Here is a 209-nt window from a genome sequence, read left to right as displayed (position 1 = left end):
CCGAGCGCGTCGCGCAGCAGGCGGGTCTCGTCAAGGAAGTGGCGCAGCGACGCGTAGCGGCACGCCTCGACCAGAACGGCCGGCGGGTCATCGAGCAGGCGCCACAGCTGCGGGATGGTGGTCTCCACCAGGCGGGTGTTGCCCGTGCTGTGCCCGGTGAGCAGCCGTAGCGCGGCGTCGAGCACGGTCTCCTCGGACGGGCCGAACGA

1 pseudogene is annotated in these 209 nt (G+C 72.2%); it reads right to left on the bottom strand.

Annotated features, from left to right (window positions below):
• Positions 1-209, bottom strand: a pseudogene (locus tag BN358_RS26945) (ATP-binding protein); the annotation flags it as partial.

Origin of the sequence: Sedimentibacter sp. B4 (assembly GCF_000309315.1) — a bacterium.
Lineage (GTDB): Bacteria > Bacillota > Clostridia > Tissierellales > Sedimentibacteraceae > Sedimentibacter > Sedimentibacter saalensis.
Note: the sequence above shows the minus strand (reverse complement) of the source record. Positions and strands in the feature narration are given on the sequence as shown.